The organism is Mycobacterium sp. NGS15 (assembly GCF_059813245.1).
In genome coordinates this window covers 273575-298277 of the sequence record NZ_JCALEF010000006.1, presented here as the reverse complement: position 1 = coordinate 298277, position 24703 = coordinate 273575, and the positions used below count along the sequence as shown (strand labels likewise).

The following is a 24703-nucleotide window of genomic DNA, read 5'->3' as shown; positions in this document are numbered from 1 at the left end:
TTAGGACAGTGCCCCGAGCACCGCGTCGTAATCGGGTTCCTGAGCGATCTCGGGCACCAGCTCGGTGTAGGCGACGTTGCCGTCGGCGCCGATGACGACGATCGCGCGGCCCAGCAGACCGGTCATCGGGCCGTCGGCGATGGTGACACCGAAGTCCTCGCCGAACGAGCTCCGGAATGCCGACGCGGTGCCCACGTTCTCGATGCCCTCGGCACCGCAGAAGCGCTTCTGGGCAAACGGCAGGTCCTTCGATACACACAGCACCGGCGCGCCTGCCTCGGCGGCGCGCTGGTTGAAGGTCCGCACGCTGGCCTGGCAGACGGGGGTGTCGATCGAGGGAAAGATGTTGAGGATCACCGGCTTATCCCGGTACTGGTCGCTGGTGACGGGGCCAAGATCGGCGCCTACCAGCTCAAATGCGGGGGCAGGAGAGCCGACAGCGGGAAGCTCGCCGACCGTGTTGATGGGGTTTCCGCGCAACGTGATCTGTGCCATGGCCCCAGTGTTCCAGAGTTCGGTTATCGCCGGGGTGGTGGGGTGGGAGCTAGTTTGTGTGGTGGGTGGGGGCTAGATAGACGTCAGCGGGGCTAGGTTGGATGGCATGGCGACGCCTGTCAGCTTCGACAACAGATTCTTCTCGGCAATGTGGTCTGCCATCGCGCGCCGCGAGCCACCCGCGATCAAGGAGCTGCGCGCCGAGAACCTGCAGGGTCTGACGGGACGGGTCCTGGAGGTGGGTGCGGGCATCGGCTCGAACTTCCCGCTGTATCCGGACACCGTGACGTCGGTGACGGCGCTCGAGCCCGAATCACGGCTACGTCCGCAGGCCGAGGACGCCGCGGCCACCGCGGCGATCCCGGTGACCGTGACCGCCGGCGTGTTCGAGGATCTGGCCGTGACGGGTGAGGACCGTTTCGATGCGGTGGTGTGTTCGCTGGTGCTGTGTTCGGTGAGTGACCCCGACCGTGCCGCCGCGCAGGCCTTCGAGGTGCTCAAGCCCGGCGGTGAGGTGCGCTTCTTCGAGCACGTCGCGTATGGCGGTGCGCTCGGATTGGTGCAGCGCGCGGTCGACGTGACGTTCTGGCCCCGATTGTTCGGAAACTGCCACACCCACCGGGACACACTGGCCGCGATCGAGCGGGCGGGGTTCGAGGTCGCGGGGCAACGCGACGATTGGCTGAAGGTGTTCGGTGTTCCGATGCCGTCCTCGTCGATCGTGATCGGACGCGCGGTCAAACCTGCCTAGAGCGCCTGCGGGTCAACCGAATTCGACGACGGTCATTGCCGGCCTTATCCGGTCCGACAAGGGTAGGTTGTAGAGCAGCGGCGTGGCCAGCCGAAGGAAGGCGCCGCGTCCGGGAGGCATCCGAACCTCGCGCACCGCGCGAACGCCGTCGAGGGCCTGCAGCTCCCCGTACTGGTGGGCGGTGAACGAGAAAGGCATCGGCGGCACGGTGTAGTGCTCGCTCAGCTTCCAGCCGCGCCGCTGCGAATACACACTCATCAGCCACGGGATGGTGTCGAAAACCATCCACCCGCCGGGGAAGCGTTTGGCACACGCGGCGATGAGGTCGAACACCAGGTCGCGCTCCAGGTACATCAACAGCCCCTCCGCGGTGATCAGCACGCCGTTGGAGTCGTCGACGTGATCCATCCAGGAGTGGTCGAGCGCGGACTGTGCGATGTACCGGAGCCGATCCGAGGGCGGAAGCAGCTGCTGGCGCAGCCGCACGATGGGTTCCAGGTCGACGGACAACCAGGTCAGGTCGCCATTGTCGATACGCCAGAAGCTGGTCTGCAGGCCCTCGGCCAGCGCCACCACGGTAGCGCGCGGGTGGTTGGCCAGATATTCGTTGGAGACGTTGTCGAATGTTAACGCCCGCAGGGCAATTCCCTGATGTGTGCGGCCGAAGTGGTGGTAGTCGTAGTCGAGGCTGTCGCGCAGGACGATGGCCATCGGATCCTCGAGTACACCGTCGGGCCGGTTCGCTTCGGTGGCCCGTTGATTCAATGTGATGAGCGCGGTTTCGGACACCCCGTCGAGGTGGCGGGCGTCAATGGCAGCCATGCACGCCACAGTACTAGCGAACGAGCTTGTGCAGCGTTCTCAGGTTTCGGGTGGTCGTCGTCGACTTGTATCGCTTCTTGCCGGTCGTCTTGCCGATGGGGCTACTCAGGGTCTGCGATTTGGGTACCTGCCAATACAGCACGCCGTCACCTGCGGCAATGCGTTCACTCTCGTCGAGTTCGCCACTGAGTGCGGCCAGCTCGGTGAGCACCGCGGGGTCGCCGCAGAACATCACGTACGAATGCACGCCCTCGATATCGGGCTCCCAGGGGAAGGCCGCAATGATGCGGCCAATGGTGTCGAGGTCGTACACCAGCACCCAGGCTTCGTATCCGAAGCGATCGCCGAGTGCCCGCTGCAGTCGTTCCTTGACCGCGGAGGGCGGTTCGGCTGAGTCCAGCAGCACGTTTCCGCTGGCGAGAATCGTTGTCACCCCGGTAAATCCGTCAGTTTCGAGGGCATCGCGGACATCGGCCATCTTCATCGTGATGCCACCGACGTTGACTCCGCGCAGCAGGGCGGCATATCGGGTCATGGTTTCTCCCAGGTGAGCAGGTGGCGCCACAGCACCAACCGCTGCAGCCGCGCGCCGGGCAGCACGCTGTGGGCGATGCGCCCGACCTCGTCGTGGCTGTCCAGGCCCTTGCAGATGATCGGTGAGGGGTGTTCCCACCAGTCATGCCGAAAGCGGTAGTAGCGGTGCGCCCAAAATCCGAGGCTGTCGTACCAGAGGTCGGTCAGCGAGCGGGTGGCGGCGTAGCCGACGACGACGATCCTGCCTCCGGGCCTGAGCAGTTCCGACATCCGCCGCAACCCCTGCTCGACGTCCATGTGGTGCAGCGATGTGATCGCCGCGATGAGATCGAAAGACTCAGCGGCAAAAGGGTGTTCGAGGAAACTGTCGGGCACGTACTCGACGTTCGGTGCCGATGTCTCCGCGCGGGCGATCTGCAGGCTCGGTTCGTGGGGGTCGATCCCGATCACCCGCTTCGACAATGGGGCAAGTTCGCGCGTCAGCATTCCCACTCCGCACCCCACGTCCAGCACGTCGGTCGCTCCCGCAGGCACCCGGCGCAGCACCTCGCCCTGGTAATGGATGTTGTGGTTCCACCGGTCTTGTTTGGGCACGCCTATCCGAACTGCAGCAGCGTCATGGAGGGGCGAGTCCGGCGCAGAAATCCGCGATCGAGGCGCTTGGAGTTGACGAACTTCCAGATTCCACGGCCGGGATGCAGCGGTATGTCGATGGCCGCCGTCACCCCCGGAACAGAGGTGAGTGTCTCACCTTCATCGGGTGTCAGTGCGAAGGGCATGGGCGGGGCCACATAGTGGTCCGACAGCTTGAACCCCTGCAGGGTGCGCCTGCTGAACCAGTGCGGGATGCTGTCGAACATCATCTGCCCGCCGGGAAAACGCTTGGCGCAGGCCTCGATTAGTCCCAGCGATTCCTCCGGTTGCAGGTACATGAGCAGCCCCTCGGCCGTGATGAACACGCCGTCTGAGGCATCGACCCGATCCATCCAGCTCAGATCCAGGGCCGACTGCGCCAGCTCGACGATCCGTTCATTCTTGGGCAGCAGTTTGGTGCGTAGTTCCATCACCGGCGGCAAATCAACCGAGTACCAAGTGAATTGGGCTGTGGATTCCGCGCCGCCCAGCCGCCAAAAGCTGGTTTGCATGCCCTCCGCGAGTGCGACGACCGCCGTCCGGGGATGCGTCGCGAGATACACGCGTGCCTGGGAGTCGAATGCCCGGGCTCGCAGGGCGTGGCTCTGCGACGGGCGGCCGAACTTGCGGTAGTCGTACTCGATGGCGTCGAAGAGTTCTGCGGCCAGCGGGTCCTGAATCACACCATCGGGGCGCTTGGCCTCGGTGCCGCGGTTGTGCAATGTCCACAGGGTGGTCGCCGAGACGCCCTCCAGGCTGTCTCCGCTGATCCGCGATGATCCGCGAGGGCGAAGAGCGTCAGACTCGGTCATGAGCGCCATGCTAGTGAAATGGTGCGACGATCGGTCTGTCCCTTGGCTAGGCTAACGGGTATGACCGATTCGAACGCGAGCGGCGACTCGGCCGCGGACGATGCCAAGCGCAGGTTCCGCGAGGCCCTTGACCGTAAGAACAACAAGGCTAACGCCGCCGCCGACAACAAAGACACCGCCAGCAAGCCGACCCATGCACATGGCCGGGCCGGCTCGCATCGCGAATTCCGTCGTAAGAGCGGTTAAGCGTCCCGCGTTTGGTTGGCCAGTGCCCGGGCGGTGAACAGCCCGGCCAGGACAACCACCCAGCACACCAGTCCAAAGCCCTTGAGTCCCCAGACGACTGAGGCCAGGGTGAACCCGCCGGCGGTCATCAGTGCTATCCCCACGGTGGCGCTGCGCATACCGGGGTACGTGACGCGGCCACCGTCCCAGCCCGGCAGGGGGTTGTTCTCCAGCGGTCGCAAGGCCAGGAAGAGTCCGGTCACCAGCACGGCCATCGTCGCCACCTGGAGTATCGACAGCACGACGAAATCTGGTGCCGCGGTGTTGTATCGGGGGAATCCGAGGAAATCGAAAACCAGGTGCGTGCCGAGCAGTGCGGGCATGTGCCAGAGGTACAGCGTCATCGCGCCGGAGTTGCCGATGGCCACGGCCCACCACACCCGCGGGCGCTGAGCCCATCGATTGATGGCCGGCATCGCCGCGATCGCAAGTGCGGACAGGACGATGGCGTGCCCGGCCAACACCAGCGACGGCGGAATCATGTTCGGCACCTTCTGTCCGGCCACACCGACCAGACTGATCGTGTACGGCCCATATGTCACCAACGCGATGTTGACCGCGAATACGGCTGCGGCGAGCATCAACGCGGCCCTCTGGGTGATCAGCTGCCGGCGGTACCCCACGCCCAAAACCGCCGGCAGCAGCCACACCACGAAGTTCACGTATCCGATGCCGGAGGGCGCCCCGAGCCCGAGTCGCAGCACGTCGATCGCCGCGATACCCAGGTAGATCCCCGCCAGCGCGGCGAACATGCTCCGTGTCGTCGCGATACGGGCAAGCACCGGAACCGCCGCCAGCACCAGCACATAGGCGCCGAGGAACCACAGGAGCTGGGTGCTCACCCCGGCGACCGGCTCGTAGACATGCAGCGGCAGGACCTGCCGAAGTATCAGCAGGGCCACCGCCCAGAAGCCCAGGTAGTAGAACACCGGGCGGTACAGCCGGGTGCAGCGATGCATGAGCCAGGACCCCCAGCTGGTGCCGGGCTTCCACGAGCCCACGCTCGCCGCGACACCGGCAAAGAAGAACAGCGGCATGATCTGGAAAACCCAGGTCAACGCCTGGAAAACGGGGCGACCGTTGAGCAGGTTGCCCCACAGCAGCACACCGTTGTCGATGGCGCTCACCGCCATGATGGTGTGCCCGAGGACCACGCCGACCAGCGACACGATCCGGATCACGTCAAGTGCGCGGTCGCGCGTTACCGGAGTGGCGGCGCCCACCTGGTCGGCAGTGGGCAGGCCCAGCGATGAGCCGCTCTCGCGAAGAGCCTTGATCGGTGCAATCGTCATGCACCCAGCGTCGCGCAGCGGCGATCACCGGCACAGCGCGTCGCTACGCGAGCCCGCTAGGTAGTTTCCCCTGGGCCCCGCGAGTAGGACTAGCCGCCGAGAGCGGCGATGAGGTCCTTGATCTTGGCGGCCTCGTCCTCGGTCACGGATTCCTCGGACTCCACCGCCGTCAGGAATCCGACCTTCAGGCCTGCGCCATTGGCGGTTTCCTGCGCGGTGAGCCGTGCCCGCCGGCGCGCGGTGTAGAGACGCTGGCCCAACGTCGCGCTGGGGCTGTTGGCGGCGTCCTTCATGAGATCGTCGTATCGGTGGCGAACCCCGCTCAGCGCGACGATGACCGAGGGCGTTACGCGGCTGCGGCCGGCCGCCTTCGAGATCGCGCCTTCGAGTTTTCTCAACCCGCTGAGAACGACGCCAACGCGTTCGCCGTACTCGGGGTCGGTCGGTTCGGGCAAGGTGTCGATCGCGGAGGCGTACATGTGCACCGCCGCATCGACGAGGCTGACAATGACTGGGGCTTCTCCGTCATCCGGCACGACTTCAGGCACGACCCATCGACTCCTTCTGAAAAGACCGGTAACGGCCCCGAAGTAGGCAGGGGCCGCCGACAACTTAGCGCTGATCCCCGGCCTGGACAACCCCTATCGGATGAACGATTTTTGGTCTGAGTGTCTAGGTTCGGTGTGTGAACTGTGCTGCGCTACCTATATTTTCGGCACCGCAGCTGTGCTCATGGGGTGTGGCGGCAACAGACCTTGATTAGCCGGTGGTCATCGGCGCGGCCGCTTCCGCCCGGCGAGGGCGCTCTTGCCAGATGACGGCGATCAGGCAGAGGGCCGCCAGGGCGGCCACCGCGAGTGCGAACGAAACCCCCGCAGTGCGTAGTCCCCACGCGTGGGCCGCCAGACCCTCGCCGATGACCGGCAGGGCGATGCCGATATAGGCGACGACGAAGTAGCTGGAGGTCACCTCCGCGCGGTTGTCCTCCGGCGTGCGATCGGCGATGGCGGCCAGTCCGCGGCTGAAGCTGATGCCCTGCCCGATGCCTACCACCACCGCACTGGCCAGGTACCAGGGCAGGGAAGAGGTATGCAGGGCCACCACGACAAGCAGCATGCCGGTCAGCAGAATTGCGCAGCCAAGGATCAGCGCCTTGGCCGCCGGCACCTGCCGGACCAGAATCTGTGCCACACAGGAGGATCCGAATGTGAGGAAGACACTCGCCCCGGCAACCGCGTGGTTGTCGATGCCGAGCACTCCCGACAGGAATCCGGGGGCCACCGCAGTGAAGGATCCGAGTGCCGCGAATCCGGCGAATCCCGCGGTCGCCGCGGCCGCGAATGTCGCACGGACTTGGGGAGGTAGCGAAAGGCGTTGCACACCAAGTGTTCCGTGCCTTGGCGCGGTCTCCGGCGCCAAGAGCAGGGCCACCGCGGCGATCGACACGAGTCCGATGTGCACGATGAACGCCAGATGGGTGGGCCAGGGTGCGTACTGAACGAGGATGCCGGCCACCAGGGGGCCGAGTCCCAGGCCGCCGGTGTTGGCGATGGTGGCCACGGCGGCAGCTCGTCCCCGCCACTGTTCGGGTGCGGCCTCGATGACGGCGACGGTAGCCGCGCCGGTGAAGAACCCCGCCGACAGTCCCGAGACGATGCGGGCGATCAGCAGCAGCGGGACCGAGTCGACGAACAGGAAGACGACCGAGCTGAGGATGGCGAATCCGGCGCCGGTCAGCAACAGTGGGCGGCGGCCCAGCACGTCGGACCAACTACCGAAGAGCAGCAGCGCGAACAACACGCCGGCCGCATAGGTGGCGTACACAACCGTGGTGGTGAGCACCGAAAAGTGCATCTGCTGCGAGTACAAGGCGTACATCGGGGTCGGCATCGTGGTGCCGATCATGACGGCCGAGAAGCTGAACGCCAGCAGGGTGAACGCGGCCGAACGGCGCAGACGGGCAATCACAACCCAATGTAAGTCACGGGCGGGCCTGTCTCATTCCGCCGCGGTCAACGGGCGACCGCCTTTTTCCGCGCCGATGCCCGTCAGGGAACGCACCTCCATCTCCGCGATCAACCCGGGGTCGCCCTTGTCGTTCGAGGTCAGCGTCCCGACGATGCCGAGTAGGAAGGCCAGGGGGATCGACACGATGCCTGGATTGGCGAGCGGGAACCAGGCGAAGTCGGCGCCAGGGATCATCGCGGTCTTCGCACCGGAGACGGCAGGGGAGAAGACGATGAGCACGATGGTGGAGATCAATCCGCCGTACATGCTCCACAGCGCGCCGCGGGTATTGAACCGCGCCCAGTACAGCGAGTACAGGATGGTCGGCAGATTGGCGGCTGCCGCGACCGCGAAGGCCAGTGCCACCAGGAACGCGACATTCTGCCCGTTGGCCAAGATACCGAGCCCGATCGCGACGACGCCCAGTACTACCGCGGTGATTCGCGACACCCGGACCTGCTCTGCCTCGGAGACGTTGTGGTCCTTGATGACTGAGGCGTAGATGTCATGTGCGAACGATGCCGATGCGGTGATCGTCAGCCCGGCCACCACCGCGAGAATGGTCGCAAAGGCCACCGCCGAGATGACCGCCAGCAGGATCACCCCGCCGAGCTCGAAGGCCAGCAGTGGAGCGGCCGAGTTCTGGCCACCGGCCGCCGCCAGGATGCGATCTGGTCCAACGAGTGCGGCGGCGCCATAGCCCAGTGCCAGGGTGAACAGGTAGAAGGCGCCTATCAGGCCGATTGCCCACACCACCGATCGGCGGGCCTCTTTGGCAGTGGGCACGGTGTAGAAGCGCATCAGGACATGGGGGAGTCCCGCGGTGCCCAGCACCAGCGCGAGTCCGAGCGACAGAAAGTTGATCTTTGATGTCAGCGAACCGCCGTACTGCGCCCCCGGGGCCAGAACATCGCGGGACGCAACACCTTTGGTGTGGCTGCCGGAGACGGCGTGCTGTGCCGCCCCGAGGATGTCGGAGATGTTGAAACCGAACTTGGCCAGCACCGCGGCCGTCATCAGTGCGGCACCGGCGATCAACAACACCGCCTTGATGATTTGCACCCAGGTTGTGCCCTTCATGCCGCCCACCAGGACGTAGACGATCATGAGCACGCCAACCGCACCGATGACGATCGACTGGCCCAGTCTGCTGTGGATGTTGAGCAGCAGCGCCACCAAGCCCCCGGCGCCCGCCATCTGCGCGAGTAGGTAGAACAGCGACACCGTCAACGTGGAGGTGGCCGCCGCCAACCGCACCGGACGCTGCTTGAGCCGGAAGCTCAGCACGTCGGCCATAGTGAATTTTCCTGTGTTGCGCAGTAATTCAGCCACGAGGAGCAGTGCGACCAGCCACGCCACCAGGAATCCGATGGAATACAGGAAGCCGTCATAGCCGTATACCGCGATGGCGCCGGCGATTCCGAGAAAGCTCGCGGCGGACAGGTAATCTCCGGCAATCGCGATGCCGTTCTGCGGACCCGAGAAGGCGCGCCCGCCGGTGAAGAAGCCCTCTGCCGTCTTGTTGCTGCCGCTGGCCCGGATGACGAGGTAGAGGGTGACGGCGACGAAGACGGTGAATATCGCGATGTTGGTGGCCGGATTGCCGACGGTCTCGGCCGCCAATACCGATGGGGTCGTCATGCCTGTTCCGCCTCGGCGCGGATGGCCGCGGCCCGCGGATCCAATTCGCGGTTGGCGAATCTGACGTAGAGGCCGGTGATGACGAACGTCGTGAGGAACTGGGCCAGGCCCAGCACCAGTCCCACGTTGATGTTGCCGACGAGCTTGATCGCCATGAAGTCGTGAGCGAAAGCGCCCAGCACCACATAGAGGCCATACCACACGAGAAAGAACGCGGCCATGGGAAAGATAAAGCGGCGCAATGTATTCCGGAGTTCTTGGAACTCGGGACTGCCTTGGATTTCCAGGGCGCGTTCGGCGGACAGCTCGGTAGGATCGATAGCGGTCAACGCTGGCTCCTTATGGGTACCTGGCAGGGTGCTGGGAGAGCGTAATGAGAGACGAGACGTAGCCGTGGGGTTTCTGGTGCTGGTTTGTCAGGTGTTCACCTGACCGGCCGGGGTTGAGGGCCGGCGGCTCACGCGTTTCTGCGCGCTGACTCTTCCCCATACTGCTGGTTGACCGCGCGCAGGAACTTCTCCGCATCGGTGGGCTCGACCGGGGGCAGGTGGATCGTTTCGCTGACGATGCCGTCCGGAAGACGCGGCACGGAGCCGACATCGGGAATGAAGTTCTTCAGGGCGCCATCGGTGAAGGGCACACCGGATTTGACCTGATCGTTGGACACCAGGTCGAATGCCCGCGTCATTGCATCTCGAGATTCCTCGGGCAGTCCCGCTTTGATTGCGGCGATCTCGGTGGCGGACTTGCCATCGAAGGACTGTGCGAATTCGTACAGATACTGCAGCTGGTTGGACGGGATGGTGACGCTCTTGCCCGCGGCGAGATCCTTGAGTTGCCGATCGTCCAGGAACGATGCCGTGTTGACCCGGCTCAACACACTGTGATCTCGCTGGCTGGCCGCCTGAAAGTGTTCCCCGTCCCGATTTCCCTGTGCGGAGGTCAGCCCGCAGAAGGGATTGAACGAGGCCGTCAGCTCATCACAAATGGCGTCGATCTGATGCTGGGCTTCCAACTCGGCCGCCCACCACTTGTCGTAGGCCTTGCGCATCATCCGTGTGAACTTCGCGGCGTTCTGGTTCCCCTTGTCGATGACCTCCGCGCTGGCGTTAGGCTGCACGATCCAGCTGGCGGTGAGGTCCTCTGCCACGGTGTAGCCGTGGTCGGTGGCCTCGTTGTACAGGTCCACTGCCTCACGGCGATACTCGATCGACTGGAACTCCAAGGTGACCAAGGCCTTCGGGGCGTCATCGAGTAGCACCTGGGTGGCCAGATAGATCGTCTTCTCATCGCTCGCGGCAGTGTCCTGGATCGCGCGGGCGGTTTCACCGTCCCAGGGCAGGCCGCCGGGCGTATCTATCGAATGCTTGTAGTCCTGGGCGCGGTGCTGCAGTTCGGTGGCGGCGAGCATCGCCTGGCGCAATGGCACGATCGACTGTTCGGGGTGGTTGGTGAGCAACCTTCGGGCCGAATACTCCGACTTCATGTCGGCCTCGACAGCGATGCGGCGGAAAGGATGGTCTGTCGCACGTACTCTTCGGTATCCCCGAACCGGGCCTGCGCCTGTTCGGACAGGTCGGCCATGTTGATGCAGCGTGCCGCAAACATGCGTTGCAGTTCGGGAATGACCTCGGTGACCAGCCGCCTCACTGCAGTCAGCGACGGGGCATCTCCGACTTCAACCCTGGTGGGATTGGCGGCCCGGCTGCACAGCTTATGGGCCTGTTCTCGTAATTCCGGCGACAGCTTGCGCAACGCCTCTAGATCAACGTCCAATTGGCCTGACAGCGGCAGCCTCCCCGAGCACGGCGATCTTGGTCGCCCAAGTTGCCGTAGCGTAGCACCGCTCGGGTTGTCAAAGTTCAGAAGGAAGGAATGTCACATTGGCGAAATTGCAGCTAGCGCAAGACCCGGCCGCCGATGAGTTGCTGGAGGAGAATCCATTGGCGCTTTTGATAGCGATGCTCCTTGATCAACAGATTCCTATGGAGGTCGCGTTCGCGGGGCCCAAGAAGATCGCCGACCGGATCGGCGGTATCGACGCTCACCAGATCGCCGAGTACGACCCCGACAGGTTTGTCGCCTTGTGTTCCGAACGCCCGGCGATACATCGATTCCCCGGTTCGATGGCCAAACGTGTGCAGGTACTGGCGCAGGAGATCGTCGCCGAGTATGACGGGCGCGCCGAGAATATCTGGAAGGCAGGCGATCCCGACGGGGCCGAGTTGCTCAAGCGGCTCAAGGCGCTTCCGGGTTTCGGCGAGCAAAAGGCCAAGATCTTCGTGGCGCTACTGGGCAAACAGTACGGAGTCCAGCCCAAGGACTGGCGCAAGGCCGCCGGAAATTACGGCGAGAAGGACACGCACCTGTCGGTCGCGGACGTTGTCGACGGCGAGTCGCTCGGCCTGGTGCGCGCCCATAAGAAGGAAATGAAGGCTGCGGCAAAAGCAAAGGCGGCCAAGGCATAACGCCCTGACCGCCTTGCTTGTGTGGTGAGCTACGGCAGCGCTGCGAACATCGGTGCGGACGGGACCACGCCAACGCCAGGAGCGGTGGCAGCGGGCAGCCCGGCGGCGGGAGCCGCTGCGGCAGCCGGGATTCCGTTGACCAGGGCCGGCGGAATCAGTGTCTGCTGCACCCCTGCTGGCAGCAGCTTGGGCAGGTTGGTGGCCCACAGATCAACGGTCTGCGTGACACCGTCTGCGCCGGGGATCTGCGAAACGCCGGGCACGTTGCTGGTGGCAGGAACCGACGCCGGAGAAAGTGCCTGAGCGGCGGCGGGCGTCAGTGCCTGGGCGGCGGCCGGAGGCAGTGCGGCCGGGGCAGCCGGAGCGGCGGGAGCTGCGGGTGCCACACCGGGAACCTGTGCGACCGCAGGAGCGGCAGGAGTGACACCCGGCAGGGCAGGTGCGGCCGGTGCGGCGATCGCGGCGGGTGCCGCGGGAGCCGCTGGGGCGGCAGCGGGGGCGTTACCGAAGCCCGCGGCGGCCTGGCCCAGGATCGCGGCAGGGTTGGTCGGGTTCGGCGGCGGGCCGGGAACGGGGTCGGCGCCAGCGGTCGACGCCATGCCCAGTGCCAGGCCGGCTGACGCGAAGGCCGCGATCGACGCGCCCACGAAGACGTTGGGGAGCCGGGACATAAACCGTGACATATTGAACTCCAATGCTGTTTCGCTAGACCTGATTACCGGTGTTGAAACCCAAGGTAATCCGTTACGCGTGTTACTCAAGTGACGCGTGTGACGTAGACAGAACCGTTACCAAAACGAGTGAGTGAGGTTATCGAAACCCCGATGAGTACCGAGTCGACCAGGGCGGATGCCGAGCCGCTGGTGCCGACACGCGGCGCGGCGGCGTGGCGGCGTGTCCGGGAATGGGGTCCCTGGCTGCTCGTGCTGAGTGTCGCGGTGCGAATCGCCTGGGCATACCTGACTCCGCATGGCGCCGATCTTGTGGATCTGCATGTATACGTCAGCGGTCCTGCCACTCTGGGGCACGGCAATCTCTATGAGTTCACGTATCCGGACAAGACCCCTGACTTCCCGCTGCCCTTCACCTATCCGCCGTTCGCGGCCGTTGTGTTCTGGCTGCTGCACCTGCTGCCGTTCACCCTGCTCGGCCTGTGTTGGATTCTGGGCACCATCGCCGCGCTGTACACGGTGGTCCGGCTGAGTCAGCGGTTGCTCGGATTCGACGACGCGCGTGGGGCCGCCGCGTGGACCGCCGTCGCGATGTGGACCGAACCCGTGCGCTCGACGTTGGACTACGGGCAGATCAACGTGTTGCTGATGCTGCTGATCCTGCTGGCGGTGACTTCCTCACGCTGGTGGATCTCGGGAACGCTGGTGGGCCTCGCGGGCGGGGTGAAGCTGACCCCGTTGGTCTCCGGGCTCTACTTCCTGGGCGCGCGTCGCTGGGCGACAGCCCTCTGGGCCGGTGTGGTCTTTGTCTTGACTGTGCTGGTCGGTGTCGCCGTCGTCGGGGCGCAGGGGCGGTACTACTTCACCGACCTGTTGGGTAAGCCGGACCGGATCGGGCCGATCGCCACCGTGTTCAACCAGTCCTGGCGGGGCGGGATCTCGAGGATCCTCGGACACGACGCCGAATCTGGAGCGCTGGTGCTGGCGGCCTACCTGCTCACTGCGGTACTGGCCTTCCTCGCCTGGCGGGCCGTGGACGACAGGTTGGGGCAGATCTGTGTGGTGCAGATGTTCGGTCTGCTCATCTCGCCCATCTCGTGGACACACCACTGGGTGTGGATGGTTCCGTTCATGGTGTGGCTGCTGCACGGACCATGGCGAGAAAAATTGGGCGCCAAGATCTTTGGGTACGGGTGGCTTGTGCTGTTATTGGTCGGCGTGCCCTGGCTGCTCAGCTTCGCCCAACCTGACATCTGGCGCATCGACAGGCCCTGGCCGTTGGCCTGGGCCGGGCTGGTGGACATTGTGGCGGCCACGGCGACGCTCAGCTGGATGGCGGTGACGGGTTGGCGAACTCGCCAGCCTGCCAATCGCTGATCCGTGGGCGCCATTAATACCGAATGAGCAATGCTCGTGGGCGCTTCTTCGTATAGGTGCGCGGTAACGTGCGCGGCGTGCAGCAACTGCGAGCGGTCACCGCGGCCATTGCGGTCGGATCAGTGTTGGTGGCCGGCATCCTGGTACCGCGGGGTGCAGGTTCCTACCACGCTCTTTTTCCCTCCCGAACAACGGCATTCACTCTCGTGACCACCGACGTGCCGCTGCCGGCCGCCGGGGGAGCAGCCACCAGGATCCAGGACGACAAGGGCAAGTTCAGTTTCGTGGCTCCTCCGGGATGGGCACGTGCGGACGCGCCGCGGTTGACGTACGGCACGACATTGCTCACCAGTGCATCGGCGCCCAACGGCGAGATTCTGTTGGGCCCACTGGAACAGCAGCTCTTCGCGGGATTTATCCCGTCGTACCCCGATAACCGCAAGGCCGCGATCAGGCTGGCCTCGGATCTGGGTAACTTCCTGCTGCCGTACACCGGTAACCGACTCAACTGGGACGATCAGGTATTCAGCACCAGCGGCCTGCCGGCGGCATCCGCTTACTACGACATGAAGTTTGACGATCCCCAGCGGGAAGACGGCCAGATCTGGGCGGGTGTGGTCGGTCACGACGTCAATCGGTTCTTCGTCGTGTGGCGCGGCAGTGCGTCGTCGCCGATTGACAGGGCTGCCGCGCAGACCCTGGCAGAGTCGATAGAGCCGTACTAGACGCATTGCGGAGCGCGGGGGGCGGTCGGATAGCGTGGCGCCATGCCTGAACATTGGACCGTCCTGGTCACCGGTGCCTCCAGCGGGATCGGCGCAAGCGTGTCCCGGCTCTTCGTCGAGCGCGGGCACCGTGTGTTCGGCACCAGCCGTAATCCCGAGGCCCTCACCGACCGCATCGCCGGGGTGCAGTATCTGCGGCTCGATCAGACTGACAAGGCGAGTATCGCCGAATGTGTCGCGCAGGCGGGTGAGGTGGACATCCTGGTCAACAACGCCGGAGAGAGTCAGATCGGCGCGCTGGAAGACATCTCGGTCGATGATTTCGAGAAGCTGTACAACACCAATGTCTTTGGGCCCGTTGCGCTTACCAAGGCAGTACTGCCAGGGATGAGGGAACGGCGCCGCGGCGCGATTGTGATGGTGGGCTCGATGGCGGGCACGCTGCACGTCCCGTTCCGATCGGCCTACAGCTCGGCGAAATCGGCGCTGCATACCGTGGCCGACTGCCTGCGCTACGAGGTGGCACCGTTCGGGATCACCGTGAGCACCGTGGAACCGGGCGTGATCGCGACCGGGATCGAGACGCGGCGCAACCGCATCGTGTCCGAGGGATCTGCCTATCGCGATGCGTTCCAGACTGTCGATGCGGCCATGGCCGCGCGGGAGCAGCACGGCATGGCTTCCGACGATCTGGGACGCCTGGTTGTTGACGTGGCACTGAATCCGAACCCGAAGCCCTTGTATGCCAAGGGCAGTAACGCTCCGCTCATCATGGCCGCACAGCGACTGCTGCCCGCCGGGCTGTTCCTCAAGTTCCTGGCGCGGATGCACGGGCTGAAGTCGAGGTAGGACATGTTTCCCATATCTCCCCAAGGGGCTCACCCTACCGGTTCTTCAGATGCCTTCCACTCCAAGGACATCGGCAGGTTGTTACTGCAATGCCCGGACCGGATCGGCGTGGTCGCCGCCGTCAGTGCCTTCCTGGCAGATGCCGGTGCGAGCATCATTTCGCTAGCGCAGTACTCGACGGAACCGCGGGGCGGCTGGTTCATGCAGCGCACCGTGTTCCACCGCGCCGGGCTCACCGCCGCGCGTGAGGGTATGGAGAAAGAGTTCGCCTCTATCGCTGAAAAATTCGATATCCAGTACCGATTCAGCGAGGCGGTCAAGCCCAAGCGAGTCGCGATCATGGTGTCGCGCACCGATCACTGCCTGCTAGATCTGTTGTGGCGCAACCGCCGCGGTGAGCTCGACATGTCGATCGTGATGGTGATCTCGAACCACCCCGATCTCGCCGAGCAAGTGCGCTCATTCGGCTTGCCCTTCGTGCATATTCCCGCCACCCGTGAGAATCGTCTCGAGGCCGAACGTAAACAGCTGGACCTGCTGCAGGGAAATGTCGACCTGGTGGTCCTGGCCCGATACATGCAGATCTTGTCACCGGAGTTTCTCGATGAGATCGACTGTCCGCTGATAAACATCCACCATTCGTTCCTTCCCGCCTTCACCGGCGCGATGCCGTATCGCCGCGCCCGGGATCGTGGGGTCAAAATGATCGGTGCCACAGCGCATTACGTGACACGAGAGCTTGACGAGGGGCCGATCATCGAGCAGGACGTGATTCGGGTCGATCACACGCACACCGTCGAGGACCTGGTGCGGCTGGGATCCGACGTGGAACGGCTGGTGCTATCGCGCGCGGTTGCCTGGCACTGCGAGGATCGGGTCATGCGGCACGGCAATGTCACCGCGATCTTGTGACGCCCGATCGCGTTGCGGTTCCCGTAAACCATGGTGCTGAGGCGGGCGGGGTCTGCATATGGTGTTGAGACCGTCGCGCTGCTCTGGAACGTCTCTAGCTTCCGACCTGTGAATCGATCGCCTGGGCCAGTGCGACGTCCTTATCGGTGATGCCGCCCTCGGAGTGGGTGGATAGCGCGAACGTTACTGTGCGCCATCGGATATCGATATCGGGATGATGGTCGACGGATTCCGCGTGTTCGGCGATGCGGCGCACGGCGTCGATTCCGTCCAGGAAGGTGTCGAACGTGACGGCGCGGCGCAGGGAATCACCCTCGCGTGTCCACCCGGGAAGCCCGGAGAGGGCTGCGTTGATCTGGTCATCGGTGAGCAGAGCCATGAACCCAACGTATAGCGTCGACCACCATGGCGATAGTGGTCGCGGGCGCGGTGATCGAGGGGGACAGGCTGCTCATTGCGCAGCGCGCCAAACCTGTCGAGCTCGCCGGACAGTGGGAGCTCCCGGGAGGCAAGGTCGTCGAGGGCGAATCGGAGCCGCAAGCGCTCGCGCGGGAGCTGCGCGAGGAACTCGGGATCGAGGTCGCCGTCGATTGCAGGCTTGGGGAGGATGTCGTCGTCGGGAACCTGGTGCTGCGTGCCTACCGCGCGCGGCTAGACCCGGATCTTCCAGGCACCCCTCATCCGCATGAGCATTTGGCCTTGCGCTGGGTGACCGCCGAGGAACTCGACACGGTGGAATGGGTCGCCGCGGACGGGGGATGGATTCCTGCGTTGCGGGCGGCGCTAGTGGGCGCGCGCCCGGTGTAGCAGCTTTTTCAGCTCCTTCTCGGAGAGTCCGTGCTGCTCGGCCTTCTGCATCTTGTGCACGACAAGTGGGCACTTCATGCAGCGTGGTTTGCTCTTACAACACTTCTTCTTGGGCTTGAGCCGTGCGACCTTGCTGGCCTTCACTGGGGTCCTACTTCTGGGTCTTGAATGTCTCTGGGGCTGTGTTTGGGCTGTGTTTGGGCTATGTCGGGCGTCACACGTGATAACGCCAGTTTCGTGAACTGGGGGTTTCACTGCCAGAATTGGCAGACGTGACCCATAGTTTCCGGAACGTAGCCATTGTTGCGCACGTCGACCACGGTAAGACAACCCTGGTCGACGCGATGCTCAAGCAATCGGGTGCGCTCACGCACCGAGGTGATGACGCTGTCGAGCGCCTGATGGACTCCGGTGATCTGGAGAAGGAAAAGGGCATCACCATCCTGGCCAAGAACACCGCGGTGCACCGGCACCATGCGGATGGCTCGATGACGGTCATCAACGTCATCGACACTCCCGGCCACGCCGACTTCGGCGGCGAGGTGGAGCGCGGTCTGTCGATGGTCGACGGAGTGCTGCTGCTGGTCGACGCCTCCGAGGGGCCGCTGCCGCAGACCCGTTTCGTGCTGCGCAAGGCGCTCGGCGCGCACCTGCCGGTGATCCTCGTGGTCAACAAGACCGACCGGCCCGATGCCCGCATCGCCGAGGTGGTCTCCGACAGCCACGACCTGCTGCTCGACGTCGCCTCGGACCTGGACGAGGAGGCGCAGAAGGCTGCCGAGGACGCGCTTGGGCTGCCTACGCTGTACGCCTCGGGTCGCGCCGGTGTGGCCAGCACCGTCGAGCCTGCCAACGGCGAGATTCCCGAGGGCGACAACCTCGACCCGCTCTTCGACGTCCTGCTTGAGCACATCCCGCCGCCCAAGGGTGACGCCGAGGCCCCCTTGCAGGCGTTGGTCACCAACCTTGACGCATCTGCGTTCTTGGGCCGGCTCGCGCTGATCCGCATCTACAACGGGCGGATCCGCAAGGGGCAGCAGATCGCGTGGATGCGCGAAGTGGACGGCCACCCCGTCATCACCAACTCGAAGATCACCGAGCTGCTCGCCACCGAGGGTGTCGACCGCAGCCCCACCGAGGAAGCAGTCGCCGGCGACATCGTCGCCGTCGCCGGGATGGCCGAGATCATGATCGGCGACACGCTGGCCGATCCCGAGCACGCCCACGCGCTGCCACGGATCACCGTCGACGAGCCCGCTATCTCGGTGACCATCGGCACCAACAGCTCGCCGCTGGCGGGCAAGGTGTCGGGACACAAGCTGACTGCACGCATGGTCAAGTCGCGGCTGGATTCAGAGCTCGTCGGCAACGTGTCGATCAAGGTCGTCGATATCGGCCGTCCGGACGCCTGGGAGGTGCAGGGCCGTGGCGAGCTGGCGCTGGCCATCCTCGTCGAGCAGATGCGCCGTGAGGGCTTCGAACTGACCGTCGGAAAGCCTCAGGTGGTCACCCGGCAGATCGACGGCAAGCTGCACGAGCCGTTCGAAGCCATGACCATCGACTGTCCCGAGGAGTTCGTCGGGGCAGTCACCCAGCTGATGGCTGCCCGCAAGGGCCGCATGGAGGAGATGGCCAACCACGCCGCGGGATGGGTCCGCATGGACTTCATCGTGCCCTCGCGTGGCCTCATCGGATTCCGCACCGACTTCCTGACGCTGACCCGGGGCACCGGCATTGCGAACGCCGTCTTCGAGGGCTACCGCCCCTGGGCCGGCGAGATCCGCGCACGGCACACCGGATCGCTCGTGTCCGACCGCACCGGCACCGTTACTCCGTTCGCGATGACCCAGCTGTCCGATCGCGGGCAGTTCTTCGTGGAGCCGGGCGACGCAACCTATGAGGGCCAGGTTGTCGGGATCAACCCGCGGGCCGAGGACCTTGACGTCAACGTCACCCGTGAGAAGAAGCTGACCAACATGCGCTCCGCGACGGCCGACGTCTTCGAGACTCTCGCCAGGCCGATGGAACTCGACCTCGAGAAGGCGATGGAGTTCTGCGCGGGCGACGAATGTGTCGAGGTGACACCGGAAATCGTGCGCGTACGCAAGGTCGACCTGGATGCCAACACCCGTGCACGCAATCGCTCGCGCGCGAAGGCAGCCGCCAACAACAGCTAGGTTTTGGCCGGCCCGCCCTCGCACGCCCGGCGAAATCGGAGCACACTGCATGGCGTGGCTGATTTCAACTCCGTCAAGCGGTGGGTGGTGCGCGGTGCGCAGCGGTACCTCGTCAATCCGGTGGGACGACGGCTGCCGGTCGTGATGCTGGAAACCACGGGGCGCACGTCGGGGCAGCCGCGCCACACCGCGATAGGCGGCCGGCTCGTCGGCAACCAGTTCTGGCTGGTCTCCGAGCACGGCGAGCACTCCGACTACGTGCGCAATATCAAAGCGAACCCTGCGGTGCGGCTACGCATCCGCGACCAGTGGCGCACCGGTACGGCGCACCTGCTGCCCGAGGACGATGCCCGGGCAAGGCTGCAGCAGCTGCCGACAGCCAACAGCGCGGTGGTCCGTGCGGTGGGTACCGAATTGCTGACCATCCGAGTGGATCTGGACTGATTGTGGTAACAGACGTTCCCTCGGTTTGCTGAAGTCTTCTGAGAGATAACAGCTTTCACTATCGTCGATCCCGGGCCGATCGGTACCATCGCGATATGCCGGATCAAACCCCGCCCTCGTTCCGCATCATCCAACAAAACGCTGCGGCGGAGCGGGAGCTTCCCTTCGCCAACGCGGTGGACCAAGAAGACGCCGATCGAGGATTCATCGCCGCGCTTAAACCGGGGGTGGTCAAGGACGCCTCAGGAAAAATCGTGTGGGACAACGACTCCTACGCCTTCCTGCGGGGAAGTTGCCCGTCATCGGTGCATCCAAGCCTGTGGCGGCAATGCGGTCTGCTGATCAGGCAGGGGCTGTTCGAAGTCACCGAGGGCATCTACCAGATCCGTGGGCTCGACATGTCGAACATGACCCTCATTGAGGGTGAAGCGGGCGTTATCGTCATCGATCCGTTGATCTCTGCTGAAACCGCTGCGGCTGGGCTCGCGCTCTACCGTCGCCACCGCGGCGACCGTCCGGTCACCGGACTGATTTACACCCATTCGCATGTCGACCACTTCGGCGGTGCACTCGGGGTCATTACGAATGAGGAAGTGGCGGCGGGGCGCTGTCCCGTCATCGCGCCCGCAGGCTTTCTGGAGCATGCCGTCGCCGAGAACGTCTACGCCGGCACCGCGATGACTCGCCGCGCGGTCTACATGTACGGCGCGGTGCTACCCAGGGGGCCGCTCGGGCAGGTGGGAGCGGGTCTGGGACAAACTAATTCGATCGGCACCGTGACCCTTGTTGCGCCGACGCTGGACGTCACCCACAGTGGCCAGGAGGAGACCGTCGACGGAGTTCGCATGGTCTTCCAGCTCACCCCGGGCACGGAGGCCCCGGCGGAGATGAATTTCTACTTCCCGCAGCACCGTGCACTATGCATGGCCGAGAACGCCACGCATACCTTGCACAACCTGCTGACCCTGCGCGGAGCGCTCGTCCGTGATCCGCATGTGTGGTCGCGGTACATCACCGAGGCCATCAACCTGTTCGGGTATGACTCCGATGTGGTGTTCGCGTCGCACCACTGGCCGACCTGGGGCACCGACAGGCTGGTGGAATACCTGTCTTTGCAACGTGATCTGTACGCCTACCTGCATGACCAGACCCTTCGGCAACTGAACCAGGGGCACGTGGGTTCGGAGATCGCCGAGACCATGCAGCTACCGCCCGCCGTCGCGAACGCGTGGCACGCGCGCGGCTACTACGGCTCGGTCAGCCACAATGTCAAGGCCATCTACCAGCGTTACATGGGCTGGTTCGACGGCAATCCGGCGCACCTGTGGGAACACCCGCCGGTGGCCGGCGCGCAGCGGCACGTGGAGTTCATGGGCGGTGCGCAGGAAGTGCTGCGCAAGGCGCGCAAGGCATTCGACGACGGCGACTACCGTTGGGTGGCGCAGGTGGTCAACTATGTGATCTTCGCCGACCCCACGAATGACGCGGCAAAAGACTTGCAGGCCAGCTGTTTCGAACAACTCGGATATGGTGCGGAAAACGCGACCTGGCGCAATTTCTACCTGATGGGTGCCCATGAATTGCGGCACGGCAGTGTCGGAACGCCGATCGCAACCGATTCGCCGACCATGCTCGCGGCGCTGACCATCGACCAGGTCTTCGATGCGCTGGCGCTGCGGGTCAACGGCCCCAAGGCGTGGAACGAACGGTTCGTCAGCGATTGGCACTTCACCGACGAGGATCGGGTCGACCGCCTCGAACTGCGTAACGGTGTGCTGGTGCACTACCCCCGGCCGTCCGGGGCATCGCTACCGTCCGCCGACGTCACCTTCACTCTTACCCGGCCCACCCTGATCGCGGTGCTGCTCGGCGGCGGCGATCCGGCCCAGGCCTTCGCCTCCGGCGATATCAGCGTCGAAGGCGACGTCAGCGGGCTCGCGCGGCTGGTGGCGGTGCTTGATCAGCCCGATCCCAACTTTGCCATGGTGACGCCGTAGGCCTGGCAGTGTAGGTGTTTGCCGATAAGGTCGGATGATCATGTCTTTCGGAGAGTGCGCCCGTGGGTGAGCTTCAGGTGACGTTTGTCAGCGAGCCCATCGCGGAGCCGACGGAATGGTATTTCGATGAACCCCATCACGTGGTTGCCGTGTACCAAGGTGGGCAGATTCGTACTAAGGAACTGGATTTCGGCGGAGGACTTTCCCGGCGTTATCTACCGAAGATCGGTGATGTCCTGGTCGTCCCCGCCGGGCGACCGGTGGCCATCACCACACAGGGAGAGCATGCCTCGTTCTGCCGGTTCGATGTTCCCCTGAGATTGCTCGATCAGCGAGACCTGCAACCTCGGGTCGCCTATTCGGACCCGCTGATGTTTCAGCTGGCATCGCGGATCCACAGCATTGCCGATCGGGGTGACGTGGTGGCCCGATTGCTGCGGGAATCCTTGATCAATGTCATGCAGCTGCACCTCAGTGACCATTACGCGCAGCTTCGGCAACACCGGGAACCCCGCAGGGTGCTGGACTCGGCAACTCAAGTTCGGCTGATCGAATACATCGAAGACGGCCTGGACGCCGACATCAGCTTGTCGGCGTTGGCCGAGCGCACCGAGATGTCGGCGAGCCAATTCCGAAGGGCGTTCGTGGAGGAATTTCGCCAGACGCCGTACCAGTTCGTGTTGAGTCGACGGATGGATCGCGCCAAGAAGCTGCTCGCTGCTACCTCGTTGTCGATCACTGATATCAGTGTTGCCGTTGGCTTTTCGAATCCCAGCCATTTCGCAACGACCTTCAAAGCTCGGATCGGCATGACGCCGACCGCGTACCGCAGCGGTCTGTAACCATTTCGCAAGGGGCGAAGGATTTCGAAGGCAGCGTGATCGGCCTCCGGCCTACAGTGTCCGGACGTGGTCACGGGGGACGTGATCGCGGGGGTCGGGCGGGTTCTGGTCTCGGCTCGCCGAGTGCCAGAGCTTGCCCGGCGCCGTCGTGGGGAGATGCCGCGGTGGAGGGGGAATCGAGTTGGCGACGTGACAGTCTCGCGTTGTCCTCGTCAGAGTATTGCCCGTGTGCCTCGCGATACTCTCTGCGGTTCCAAGGCCCCCGGATTCTCCCGGCGCAGCCAGCCCCACGGCTCCGTCCGACAGTTCCTCATCGGACGGTTAGTCGCCTCACAGCACCCCAGCGATAAGGTTGGTCCTCATGCCTACCGAGATCCCGCGCCTTCGGCTGTGCGCAATGCTTGGTGTGGTGCTCCTAGCCGGGTGCTCCGTCAGCGCGCCCCCGGCCGTGCAGGGCAGCGAGACAACCAGCTCTACGACGCCACCACCGCCCAGGAAAGAGCAGATCGTGGTCGGTATCGACTCGATCGGTGCGGGCTTCAACCCGCACCTGCTGTCCGATCAGTCGCCGGTGAACTCCGCGATCAGCTCGCTGGTGCTGCCCAGCGCGTTTCGGCCGATACCCGACTCGACGACCACCACCGGCTCACGCTGGGAGCTGGACCCGACCCTGCTGGTATCCGCCGAGGAGACCAGTCAGGAACCCTTCACCGTCACCTACACGATCCGTCCCGAGGCGCAGTGGACCGATAACGCACCCATCGGCGCCGACGACTTCTCGTACCTGTGGCAACAGATGCTCATTCAGCCCGGGACGGTCGACCCGGCGGGCTACGGAAACATCACCGATGTGCAGTCGCGTGATGGCGGTAAACGCGTGGTCGTGACGTTCGATCACAAATACCCGGCGTGGCGCGAGCTGTTCACCGACCTGCTGCCCGCGCACATCGTGAAGGACATCCCGGGCGGGTTCGCCTCCGGCCTGATCAAGTCGATGCCCGCCTCCGGGGGGCGTTTCCGGGTTGACGCGATCGACCCCCAGCGTGACGAGATCCTGCTGGCGCGCAACGACCGGTACTGGGCGACACCCGCGGTTCCCGACGAGATCCTGTTCCGTCGTGCGGGCGTTCCCACTGTGCTGGCGGACTCCATCCGCAATGGGGACACCCAAGTGGCCCAGGTGCACGGCAGCGCGGTGACCTTCGCTCAGCTGTCCAACATCCCGGGGGTGCGCACCGCGCGCATCGTCGCACCGCGCACTCTGCAGCTGACGCTGCGCGCCGGGCAGCCGACGCTCACCGATTCCAAGGTGCGCCGTGGCCTGCTCGGACTGCTCGATGTCGGGCTGCTGGCCGCGGTCGCCGCGGGCAACGACAACGCCGTCACCCTGGCGGCTGCGCAGGTACGTTCTCCCTCCGATCCCGGGTATAAGCCCACCGCACCCACCGCTCTCACCCGTGAGGCAGCCCTCGCGTTACTCACGGAGGCGGGATATGAGGCCGTTGAGGTCGCCCCGGCGCCCGGTGCTCCGGCGGGTCCGCCGCAGATCACCAAGGACGGCGAGCCGCTGAGTCTGGTGATCGGCGCCGCCTCCAACGATCCGACTTCAGTCGCCGTCGCCAACACGGCTGCCGACCAACTGCGCAATGCGGGGGTGCGGGCCACCGTCGCCGCACTCGATCCGCCGACGCTGTATGGCCAGGCGATACCCGATGGTCGTGTCGACGCCATCGTCGGCTGGCATCAGTCAGGGGGCGACTTGGCCACCGTGCTGGCCTCCCGATATGGCTGTCCGGCACTGCAGGCGGGCAAGGTGCCCGATACCCGCACCACTACACCCCCTCCGCCGCCGGCGAGCAATACGCCGTCCCCGCCGTCCAGGGAAGAATCCGTCCGTGCCCCGAGCAATCTGACCGGGTTGTGCGACGAGGGATTGCAGGCCAGCATCGATGCCGCGCTGACCGGGCAGGCCGATGTGGGCAAGGTCGTCGATCAGGCCGAGCCTCAATTATGGAAAATGGCAACGGTTTTGCCGATCATGCAGGACACCACCATTGCCGCGGCCGGACCCAGTGTCCGGAACGTCGAGCTGGCCGGTGCGGTGCCGGTGGGAATCGTCGCCACGGCAGGAGAGTGGAAGAAGACACGCCCATGACCCGACG

The 24703-nt window shown here is 64.7% G+C and carries 28 protein-coding genes; 13 read left to right on the top strand and 15 right to left on the bottom strand.

The features are described 5' to 3' along the window. Positions 1 to 495 carry a thiol peroxidase gene (gene tpx, locus AC5Y5C_RS19035; RefSeq protein ID WP_005059496.1) on the bottom strand — a complete coding sequence of 165 codons (495 nt, stop codon included), beginning with the start codon at positions 493 to 495 and terminating at the stop codon, positions 1 to 3. A gap of 106 nt (positions 496 to 601) precedes the next feature. Between tpx and AC5Y5C_RS19030 the strand changes: the two genes are divergently transcribed. Further along, complete coding sequence (locus AC5Y5C_RS19030; protein ID WP_499975253.1) at positions 602 to 1246, top strand: class I SAM-dependent methyltransferase; 645 nt, start codon at positions 602 to 604, stop codon at positions 1244 to 1246. Between the two features lie 12 nt (positions 1247 to 1258). Here the strand turns inward: AC5Y5C_RS19030 and AC5Y5C_RS19025 are convergent, their stop codons facing one another. Genes AC5Y5C_RS19025 through AC5Y5C_RS19010 form a run of 4 tightly spaced genes read right to left on the bottom strand, consistent with a single transcriptional unit; the run spans position 1259 to position 4047 of the window. Next, positions 1259 to 2068 (bottom strand): class I SAM-dependent methyltransferase, encoded by an 810-nt coding sequence (locus tag AC5Y5C_RS19025; protein ID WP_499975251.1) that lies wholly within the window; start codon positions 2066 to 2068, stop codon positions 1259 to 1261. Positions 2069 to 2081: 13 nt separating this feature from the next. Next, positions 2082 to 2603 (bottom strand): DUF1697 domain-containing protein, encoded by a 522-nt coding sequence (locus AC5Y5C_RS19020; protein ID WP_499975248.1) that lies wholly within the window; start codon positions 2601 to 2603, stop codon positions 2082 to 2084. Next, a complete protein-coding gene (locus tag AC5Y5C_RS19015) occupies positions 2600 to 3196 on the bottom strand; it encodes a class I SAM-dependent methyltransferase (RefSeq protein ID WP_499975246.1) in 597 nt (198 codons plus the stop codon). Before AC5Y5C_RS19015 ends, AC5Y5C_RS19020 begins: the two co-directional genes overlap by 4 nt. 2 nt (positions 3197 to 3198) lie before the next feature. Next, positions 3199 to 4047, bottom strand: coding sequence for a class I SAM-dependent methyltransferase (locus AC5Y5C_RS19010; protein WP_499975244.1), 849 nt, complete (start codon positions 4045 to 4047; stop codon positions 3199 to 3201). A 60-nt stretch (positions 4048 to 4107) separates the two neighbouring features. On the opposite strand from AC5Y5C_RS19010, the gene AC5Y5C_RS19005 reads away from it, so the two are divergent. Then, positions 4108 to 4293 (top strand): DUF5302 domain-containing protein, encoded by a 186-nt coding sequence (locus AC5Y5C_RS19005; protein WP_499975243.1) that lies wholly within the window; start codon positions 4108 to 4110, stop codon positions 4291 to 4293. On the opposite strand, the gene AC5Y5C_RS19000 is transcribed toward AC5Y5C_RS19005, so the two are convergent. The 7 genes from AC5Y5C_RS19000 to AC5Y5C_RS18970 all read right to left on the bottom strand — a co-directional run bounded on the left by AC5Y5C_RS19000 (position 4290) and on the right by AC5Y5C_RS18970 (position 11048). Next, positions 4290 to 5624 (bottom strand): acyltransferase family protein, encoded by a 1335-nt coding sequence (locus AC5Y5C_RS19000; RefSeq protein ID WP_499975241.1) that lies wholly within the window; start codon positions 5622 to 5624, stop codon positions 4290 to 4292. The genes AC5Y5C_RS19005 and AC5Y5C_RS19000 overlap by 4 nt on opposite strands. An 89-nt stretch (positions 5625 to 5713) precedes the next feature. Then, on the bottom strand, positions 5714 to 6103 hold the full coding sequence (locus tag AC5Y5C_RS18995; RefSeq protein ID WP_078289592.1) for a hypothetical protein: 390 nt from the start codon (positions 6101 to 6103) through the stop codon (positions 5714 to 5716). Between the two features lie 280 nt (positions 6104 to 6383). After that, entirely contained in the window at positions 6384 to 7592 is a 1209-nt protein-coding gene (locus AC5Y5C_RS18990; RefSeq protein ID WP_499975239.1) for an MFS transporter, read from the bottom strand. A 30-nt stretch (positions 7593 to 7622) separates the two neighbouring features. Next, entirely contained in the window at positions 7623 to 9272 is a 1650-nt protein-coding gene (locus tag AC5Y5C_RS18985; RefSeq protein WP_499975237.1) for a monocarboxylic acid transporter, read from the bottom strand. Next, on the bottom strand, positions 9269 to 9592 hold the full coding sequence (locus AC5Y5C_RS18980; protein WP_499976062.1) for a DUF485 domain-containing protein: 324 nt from the start codon (positions 9590 to 9592) through the stop codon (positions 9269 to 9271). Before AC5Y5C_RS18980 ends, AC5Y5C_RS18985 begins: the two co-directional genes overlap by 4 nt. A 137-nt stretch (positions 9593 to 9729) precedes the next feature. Continuing rightward, positions 9730 to 10758: a TPR repeat domain-containing protein gene (locus tag AC5Y5C_RS18975; RefSeq protein ID WP_499975235.1), complete on the bottom strand. Its 1029-nt coding sequence runs from the start codon at positions 10756 to 10758 to the stop codon at positions 9730 to 9732. Continuing rightward, positions 10755 to 11048: a hypothetical protein gene (locus AC5Y5C_RS18970; protein ID WP_499975232.1), complete on the bottom strand. Its 294-nt coding sequence runs from the start codon at positions 11046 to 11048 to the stop codon at positions 10755 to 10757. The genes AC5Y5C_RS18975 and AC5Y5C_RS18970 overlap by 4 nt, the downstream gene beginning before the upstream one ends. Before the next feature lie 116 nt (positions 11049 to 11164). Here AC5Y5C_RS18970 and AC5Y5C_RS18965 point away from each other — a divergent pair, with 116 nt between their 5' ends. Then, complete coding sequence (locus AC5Y5C_RS18965) at positions 11165 to 11740, top strand: HhH-GPD-type base excision DNA repair protein (protein WP_499976060.1); 576 nt, start codon at positions 11165 to 11167, stop codon at positions 11738 to 11740. A 29-nt stretch (positions 11741 to 11769) separates the two neighbouring features. On the opposite strand, the gene AC5Y5C_RS18960 is transcribed toward AC5Y5C_RS18965, so the two are convergent. Beyond that, positions 11770 to 12411, bottom strand: a complete 642-nt coding sequence (locus AC5Y5C_RS18960; RefSeq protein WP_499976059.1) for a hypothetical protein — start codon at positions 12409 to 12411, stop codon at positions 11770 to 11772. Positions 12412 to 12564: 153 nt separating this feature from the next. Here AC5Y5C_RS18960 and AC5Y5C_RS18955 point away from each other — a divergent pair, with 153 nt between their 5' ends. The 4 genes from AC5Y5C_RS18955 to purU all read left to right on the top strand — a co-directional run bounded on the left by AC5Y5C_RS18955 (position 12565) and on the right by purU (position 16274). Further along, complete coding sequence (locus tag AC5Y5C_RS18955) at positions 12565 to 13788, top strand: mannosyltransferase (RefSeq protein ID WP_499975229.1); 1224 nt, start codon at positions 12565 to 12567, stop codon at positions 13786 to 13788. Between the two features lie 77 nt (positions 13789 to 13865). Beyond that, positions 13866 to 14513 (top strand): APA family fibronectin-binding glycoprotein, encoded by a 648-nt coding sequence (locus AC5Y5C_RS18950; RefSeq protein ID WP_499975227.1) that lies wholly within the window; start codon positions 13866 to 13868, stop codon positions 14511 to 14513. A 42-nt stretch (positions 14514 to 14555) separates the two neighbouring features. Further along, complete coding sequence (locus tag AC5Y5C_RS18945; RefSeq protein WP_499975225.1) at positions 14556 to 15362, top strand: SDR family oxidoreductase; 807 nt, start codon at positions 14556 to 14558, stop codon at positions 15360 to 15362. 12 nt (positions 15363 to 15374) lie between these two features. Then, positions 15375 to 16274 carry a formyltetrahydrofolate deformylase gene (gene purU, locus AC5Y5C_RS18940; protein WP_499976057.1) on the top strand — a complete coding sequence of 300 codons (900 nt, stop codon included), beginning with the start codon at positions 15375 to 15377 and terminating at the stop codon, positions 16272 to 16274. 94 nt (positions 16275 to 16368) lie between these two features. Here the strand turns inward: purU and AC5Y5C_RS18935 are convergent, their stop codons facing one another. Next, complete coding sequence (locus AC5Y5C_RS18935; RefSeq protein ID WP_499975223.1) at positions 16369 to 16653, bottom strand: 4a-hydroxytetrahydrobiopterin dehydratase; 285 nt, start codon at positions 16651 to 16653, stop codon at positions 16369 to 16371. A 26-nt stretch (positions 16654 to 16679) separates the two neighbouring features. On the opposite strand from AC5Y5C_RS18935, the gene AC5Y5C_RS18930 reads away from it, so the two are divergent. Further along, entirely contained in the window at positions 16680 to 17081 is a 402-nt protein-coding gene (locus AC5Y5C_RS18930) for a (deoxy)nucleoside triphosphate pyrophosphohydrolase (RefSeq protein ID WP_499975221.1), read from the top strand. Here the strand turns inward: AC5Y5C_RS18930 and AC5Y5C_RS18925 are convergent. After that, complete coding sequence (locus tag AC5Y5C_RS18925) at positions 17058 to 17225, bottom strand: hypothetical protein (RefSeq protein WP_099051564.1); 168 nt, start codon at positions 17223 to 17225, stop codon at positions 17058 to 17060. The genes AC5Y5C_RS18930 and AC5Y5C_RS18925 overlap by 24 nt on opposite strands. A 128-nt stretch (positions 17226 to 17353) precedes the next feature. Between AC5Y5C_RS18925 and typA the strand changes: the two genes are divergently transcribed. The 5 genes from typA (at position 17354) to AC5Y5C_RS18900 (ending at position 24696) form a co-directional block, all read left to right on the top strand. Then, positions 17354 to 19258 (top strand): translational GTPase TypA, encoded by a 1905-nt coding sequence (typA, locus tag AC5Y5C_RS18920; protein ID WP_499975218.1) that lies wholly within the window; start codon positions 17354 to 17356, stop codon positions 19256 to 19258. A 54-nt stretch (positions 19259 to 19312) separates the two neighbouring features. Then, positions 19313 to 19702 (top strand): nitroreductase/quinone reductase family protein, encoded by a 390-nt coding sequence (locus AC5Y5C_RS18915; protein ID WP_499975217.1) that lies wholly within the window; start codon positions 19313 to 19315, stop codon positions 19700 to 19702. A 95-nt stretch (positions 19703 to 19797) separates the two neighbouring features. Further along, entirely contained in the window at positions 19798 to 21699 is a 1902-nt protein-coding gene (locus tag AC5Y5C_RS18910; protein ID WP_499975215.1) for an alkyl/aryl-sulfatase, read from the top strand. A gap of 62 nt (positions 21700 to 21761) precedes the next feature. Next, entirely contained in the window at positions 21762 to 22541 is a 780-nt protein-coding gene (locus AC5Y5C_RS18905) for a helix-turn-helix domain-containing protein (RefSeq protein ID WP_499975213.1), read from the top strand. Between the two features lie 361 nt (positions 22542 to 22902). Then, positions 22903 to 24696 carry an ABC transporter family substrate-binding protein gene (locus tag AC5Y5C_RS18900; protein WP_499975211.1) on the top strand — a complete coding sequence of 598 codons (1794 nt, stop codon included), beginning with the start codon at positions 22903 to 22905 and terminating at the stop codon, positions 24694 to 24696. Positions 24697 to 24703 lie beyond the last annotated feature (7 nt).